At 31.6% G+C, this 5,777-nt stretch carries 6 protein-coding genes; 1 reads left to right on the forward strand and 5 read right to left on the reverse strand.

Annotation, left to right across the window (positions count from 1 at the left end; genetic code table 11):
• On the forward strand, positions 1–236 hold a 236-nt coding region (locus Q361_RS13855), incomplete at its 5' end, for a hypothetical protein (RefSeq protein WP_211290388.1).
• A gap of 22 nt (positions 237–258) precedes the next feature.
• Here Q361_RS13855 and Q361_RS12950 read toward each other — a convergent pair.
• From Q361_RS12950 to Q361_RS12970, 5 genes are all read right to left on the reverse strand, one after another.
• Entirely contained in the window at positions 259–585 is a 327-nt protein-coding gene (locus tag Q361_RS12950; protein WP_103727155.1) for a peptidase associated/transthyretin-like domain-containing protein, read from the reverse strand.
• On the reverse strand, positions 582–932 hold the full coding sequence (locus Q361_RS12955) for a hypothetical protein (RefSeq protein ID WP_103727156.1): 351 nt from the start codon (positions 930–932) through the stop codon (positions 582–584). Before Q361_RS12955 ends, Q361_RS12950 begins: the two co-directional genes overlap by 4 nt.
• 524 nt (positions 933–1,456) lie before the next feature.
• Positions 1,457–2,188, reverse strand: a complete 732-nt coding sequence (locus Q361_RS12960; RefSeq protein WP_028123655.1) for a hypothetical protein — start codon at positions 2,186–2,188, stop codon at positions 1,457–1,459.
• A 109-nt stretch (positions 2,189–2,297) separates the two neighbouring features.
• On the reverse strand, positions 2,298–3,437 hold the full coding sequence (locus tag Q361_RS12965) for a restriction endonuclease subunit S (RefSeq protein ID WP_211290389.1): 1,140 nt from the start codon (positions 3,435–3,437) through the stop codon (positions 2,298–2,300).
• Between the two features lie 29 nt (positions 3,438–3,466).
• Positions 3,467–5,503, reverse strand: a complete 2,037-nt coding sequence (locus tag Q361_RS12970; RefSeq protein ID WP_028123653.1) for an HsdM family class I SAM-dependent methyltransferase — start codon at positions 5,501–5,503, stop codon at positions 3,467–3,469.
• Between the last annotated feature and the right edge of the window lie 274 nt (positions 5,504–5,777).

Here is a 5,777-nt window from a genome sequence, read left to right on the forward strand (position 1 = left end):
AAAAGTGGACATTTCGTCAAGTCTTAAAATTCAAATGGTTGTTCAAACTAAAATGTTTGACTTCTGAATTTCGTCGGAAGTATGGCACACAACGTTTCCAGGCTTTACGTCTGTTGCGTAATTTTAAGACTGGCGTTAACAAATATAACGAAAACTTTGAAAGAAAAAACATGATTAGAAGAAAAAAAAATAAGAGACCAAGTATCCAAAAAAGCCCAAGCCTAGCAATAGCGTAAAACCTGTGTTAGTGGCTGTTTTTTATTTTAGTTTAAATAATTTTATAAGTTTATCTTCTCCGTTTTTAATTTCGATTGTGTCTGAAATATATTCTTTTTTGGAAACAATTATTGTAATATCAGAACAACTAAACAAACCTCCTGAAATATGATGAATTTCGAAATAGCCATTTTCATCAGAATGTTGAATAAAATCTTTTCCAACTTCTTTGATTTCTACGTTATTTATTGGTTTTTTAGTTTCTTCGTCTACAATTATTCCGCTTCCATTTTGTAAACAATCACAAGAAATAAATAGATTTATAAAAACTATTAGAATTATTAAATATGCTTTTTTTAAGTTTTTCATTTAATTAATTTTTCCACAATTATTATTAAAATCATTATTCCGAAAATAATTCCGCCAACTTTCAGATACAATTTCATTGCTTTTTTTTCATCTCGGTAATCAGATGTCAGAATTGTTTCAGTATTTGCGATAATCTTATTTTCGGTCAAAATTTTGTCTATTTTAATTCTGTCATCATTTTTTATGAAGTATCTAATTCCACTTTCAAACATTGGTTGATTTTCAATATCGCAATAATATTCAATACTTTGCTTTTCGAGTTCGCTTTCAAAGATTATTTTGTCTTTCGGCAAAACATATATTTTTACGTTATTTTCAAATAATATTTTAGGTGTGTTTACTTTCATTTTTGCGTCATTTCAGGCAAAATAGCCACTAACGTCCCGCCGCTTTGCGTCTGTTGTGGGATTTCAGCGACGAACATCACAAATATAGACAAATTATTGATTTAAAAAATTAAGTTTCGGAAAAAAAACCGAACCCCACAATAGCGCAAAACGGCTGTTGGTGGCTGCACTTCTTTCCACCACAAAATTTCTATTTCAACGAGGTTAAAAGATTTCTAAAGTAGGTTGCTATATTTCTAAAACTGTATGCTCTAAATCTAAAACTGTATGACATATATCTAAACTTGTATGACATAAATTTAAAGGTTTATGACATATATCTAATTTGGGTTATTAGTTTTCTAAAGTATTATGACATAGTTCTGAACTTGTTTAAGATATTCTATAAGCTGGTTGGTATATTTCTAAATAGGGTAGTGGGTTTTCTAAAATGGGTAGCAATAAACCAAAAACATAAAAGAATAAAACTTATTGCGTGAGCAATAAGTTTTATTCTTTTTTTTCTCTTTTTTAATGTTGTTGCTTTATAATCGAGGTTTTGAAAACTCTATACTTTTTACTTGTGCATATTGCGGACTTGTTGCACCAAAAACTGACTTAACGTACTTTTTAACTTCTAAAGCGGTTTCTACTAATGATGTAGTAGAAGTATATAATGTTTCGTTTCTTGCAATTCTTGAATTGCTGATGCTTGTATATGCAGTTGCAACGGCTGTATTCTTCGCTGACAAGTCGGCAATTTTAGCTTGTATAGTTGCTACTTGTAAATCGGTTTCGTTTGGTGTGTAGCTTGTTTCTGCTTCTAAAACCGAAGTTAAACCTGATAAATGCTGAATAAGTTGGTCGTAAGATTGCTGACTTGTTGAAATTGTTGTTGGTGCTGGTGTGTTTGGGTCGGTTGGTGTTTGTGCTGACGATGCTTTTTTACCTTGCATTTTGCGGTTAAACGTTTTAGCGTTGCCGATTGTTTCGGGTGTTGCATCGGTAGTTTGCAAAGCATTGACTAAACGAGTAGAAAATGACTTTAAACCGCTGAAAGCGGTTATGCGTTCATTTACTTTGTTGTTGTAATTTGTGTTTTTTGAAATTACGTCTGCTAAATTACCTTCGGCAGATGCTTTTAATGAAATAAGTTGTGGCAGTTTTAAACTGTTTTTTGATGGGTTATAGGTTGCTCCATACCCTGTAACGAACTCAATTAAATCTTGAAAGTTTGCTACATTCTTTGCGTGACCTGTTTCGGAAGTAGATGCCATAATTTTTTTGGTTTTGAATTAATACTTAACCAAAAATAATAAAAATTGTTTTTTCTTACACAATTGATACTAAAATAAATAGCTAACCGAAAGGTTAGCTATTTATTTATTATTTGCTTACAACATTTTTTGTTGTTTCTATTTTTCTGTCGGCATATAAAACAACATCTTTGATTACCAATTTTTGAATGGCAGTAATAAAGGTTTCCATTATTTCGTAATTTGGTTTGTTGTTGTGGATAGGAAGTTGAATTTGTTGATTTCCTATAATTTTAATATTGTAACTTGAACTACCCCAAGAAAATGAACTAAATGATTTTGTCATTGTTGCAATAAAAAATTGTGCATTTAATTTGTTGAACTTTTTATCTTTAGATTTTACAATTTTAATTTTATCTCCTGTAAAATAAGGTTGCTCTTGATAAAACATTGTGGCTGTATCTTGACCGAAAGAAATTGTATTTCCATCGTTTAAATATTCTTCATCTTCGTTTATAAAACCACGAATTCCATTATTTAAACTTGTTCTTACGACATAGGGTTTTCCAGTTTCTGAAATAATAACTTTATTAGCATCAAATCGTTTTTTATATGATTCGATGTCAAATAGATTTCCAATATTAAACTCTTTCCAATTGAGTTTTCCGTTTTCAAAATCTTCTAAAACTTTTTGTTCTTCTTTTGTTAAGTAGTAATCCTTTAGACCAGAAGCTAATAAAAAAGCTTCCAGCTCAGCTATACGCTGAGCTTCCAGCTCAGCTATACGCTGAGCTTCCAGCTCAGCTATAAAGCTTTCCATAAATTCATAATCTATTTTTCCATTTTTAATTGGTAAATTAATTATTGAATTTTTTAATTCTATTTTAGTTGCTTTGTTGTTATAAGAATATTTTGTTTTTATTACTCTTTCTATTGCACCAATTATAAACATTTGATTTGTTTTATTTAATTTTTCGGATTGCAAAACGCTTGTTGCACCGTGTCCGTCTTTTAAATAAAAAGGTGTTTCTAAATAAATAATATTTTGATTATTAGAATGAATAAGAATTGTTGGTTTTCCTTTTTCGTTGTTTAAAACTGTTTTTGTAAGTTGATTGTATGAAATGATTCCGTTGTTTGTGGTTGCTTGACCATAAAATGGATATATCATTTCAGTTTCGTCTGTTAGTTCTTTCAGTTTTAAAGGATCAATCTCTTTTTGAGGTTGCCAATCTAAAACATCTTCAATTTTAAAATCTCCCCACTCCACTTTTTGTAATTTTTCGTTGAGTAGGGCATCTACTTTCCCAAGGTTTCGTTTTCGTTTTGTTGTTTTAGTATGTTAGAAACTTCCCAAGCAAGGTAATCGCCAACGGTTTTTTTGAAATCTTGTAAGGTTGGTTTTGTATCTATTTTTTGGTATTGGTCGTAATTCCAATCGTTACCTGCATTGGTTATCACGCTCATTTCGACAGTTTGTTTCAAATTCCATAATGTATCTGAAACATTGGCTGTTAAACCATTTTTATAAATTTCGATAATGTCGTTATAGCGTTGTACTGGGTTGTCGAGTTCGATAATGCCACGTTTGGTACGTTTGTAACCATCGTTGCGGAAGTCGATAAATTTTACTTGTTTTTTATAATCGTGTGGTTTGCCTGTGTGTTCGATTACATAAATAGAAGTTTGTACACCTGCCATTGGTTGGAATAAATCAATAGGCATTTTGATACTTGCTACTAATTGGTTTTGTGCTAAAATAGCTTTGCAACTTGCCACGCCACGACCGTTTCCTGCTGAATCTTGAATGATAATTGCGGCTTTGCCGCCAATTTGCATTTGAGCCAAACCAAAAAGGATAAACGGCATACCGTTTTCTTTGAAACTAAATGGTGGGTTTAGTAATAGTTTATCTGCTTGAAATTCTTGGTACAATTTTAATGGTTCGTTGAATGATGAACCTTTACGGATGTTACTCGAACCATCGCCACGCAAAATCATATTTGTAGATGCGAGTGTAAACATTTCGGCATTAAGTTCAACCCCAAGTAATTGATTTTTTTTGATTTCTTTTATTTTCTCGATGGCTTTGGTTGTATTCTTGCCATATTTTTGTTCGGCACAATCTATCATTAATTCCATTGATGAAATTAGGAAACCTGCCGAGCCTGTTGCTAAATCCATCACTTTAGAGTTTTCGTCAACTTCTAAAATTTGTGTCATCATTTTAGTAACATAAGGAGGAGTTAAGACAATACCAATTTCTTTTCCGTCGCCTAAAGCATATTTTAAAAACTCGGAATACATTTCGCCCATAATATCGATATGTCCGCTCATAGCATCGATAGACTGAAAGATATATTTGTGAACGTAGGTAAATATTTGTTTGTTGACGCTTGAAACTTCTGGCAATAAATCGCCAACGATTGCGTCTAAATCTGTTTTTGTATCTCGGTCGTTATCTTTGTTGATTTCCTTGAAAGACGACATCATAAGATGTAGTTTGTCTTGCGGAATTTCTTTTAATTTTAGATAGTTTTCAATTTGTGTAACAATGATGTCGCCATCACGTTTATTGTCAAGATTGATTCCTTTTAAGTCTTCTGGAACTAAACCTTTTTCAACATCTTTATCAATTATAATTTCTTGCATTGCCAAAAGCATACCCGAAATATACAACACACGTTGAGGAGCAGTAATGGCGTGGTTGTTCATTAACTTGTTTAGCTTTTTGGCGTGTTCTTGTAGTTTGGCTTGCGAGTCAATAAGGATTTTATGTTTCTCGTCTTCTGTCAGATTTGCCACTTTGTAAAATTCGGCAAATGATTTTTTAGATTCTAAAAAGTCTAAAGTTGTGTAGGTTTCTACTAATTTATAGGTTTCATCGGTTGCACCAAAAACGTAATATACTTGTATAGTTACATTAGTAGGATTGTCGCCTGAAATTCCGATTGCAATAGCTTCTTTGTATTTTTTGCTCATTATTGCACATTGTGCATAATGGATAGCTCCGTTTACAGCAAAGTTTTTAACAGATTTTATATCGTTTTTGATTTTATCGCCATTGGTTGAAGATAATTTACTCGCACCTAATTTGTTTTCGATTAAAACTGGTATATCAAAAGTTTCTAAATGAAAATCGGGTTTCCAAGATTTACCTTTTTCGGTTTCTCCTGCTTCTTCGAGTTCGATGCGTTTAATAAGTACACCTTGTTGAATAGCATTTTTGAGATAATCAGACATTGCAGATTCTACAGTATATTTAGTTTGTTTAATTCTTGCAAATTCTGATTTTACCCAATCATTAACGTTATCTTCTAAACTCCAATTTTTCATTTTAATTAATTTCTCAGTTTTGACAAAAATAGTTTTTTTAAACGATTTTAGAAGTTTTTCTTTCAATTAAAGAAAAACAAAAAAAAGTGTTTTGCGAAAGCAAAACACTTTTTTTTTTCTATTTTTTTTGTGGTTTTTTTTCTGCGTTGCTATCGTCATAGTGTTGCCACCAACGTTTTGCGGCTTGACGCAGAAGCGAAGCCAGCGAACGGCTAAATTTCTGCTAAAGATAAACATTTTCGTGAAAAACAGACTTCAATTTAAAATAAAATGA

This window comes from Flavobacterium croceum DSM 17960 (assembly GCF_002917885.1).
GTDB classification, from domain to species: domain Bacteria; phylum Bacteroidota; class Bacteroidia; order Flavobacteriales; family Flavobacteriaceae; genus Flavobacterium; species Flavobacterium croceum.

Excerpts from the sequence above, each read along its gene's own strand:
- Q361_RS12960 (WP_028123655.1), bottom strand. The coding sequence starts at position 2,188 with ATGGCATCTACTTCCGAAACAGGTCACGCAAAGAATGTAGCAAACTTT.
- Q361_RS12970 (WP_028123653.1), bottom strand. The coding sequence starts at position 5,503 with ATGAAAAATTGGAGTTTAGAAGATAACGTTAATGATTGGGTAAAATCA.
- Q361_RS12950 (WP_103727155.1), bottom strand. The coding sequence starts at position 585 with ATGAAAAACTTAAAAAAAGCATATTTAATAATTCTAATAGTTTTTATA.
- Q361_RS12955 (WP_103727156.1), bottom strand. The coding sequence starts at position 932 with ATGAAAGTAAACACACCTAAAATATTATTTGAAAATAACGTAAAAATA.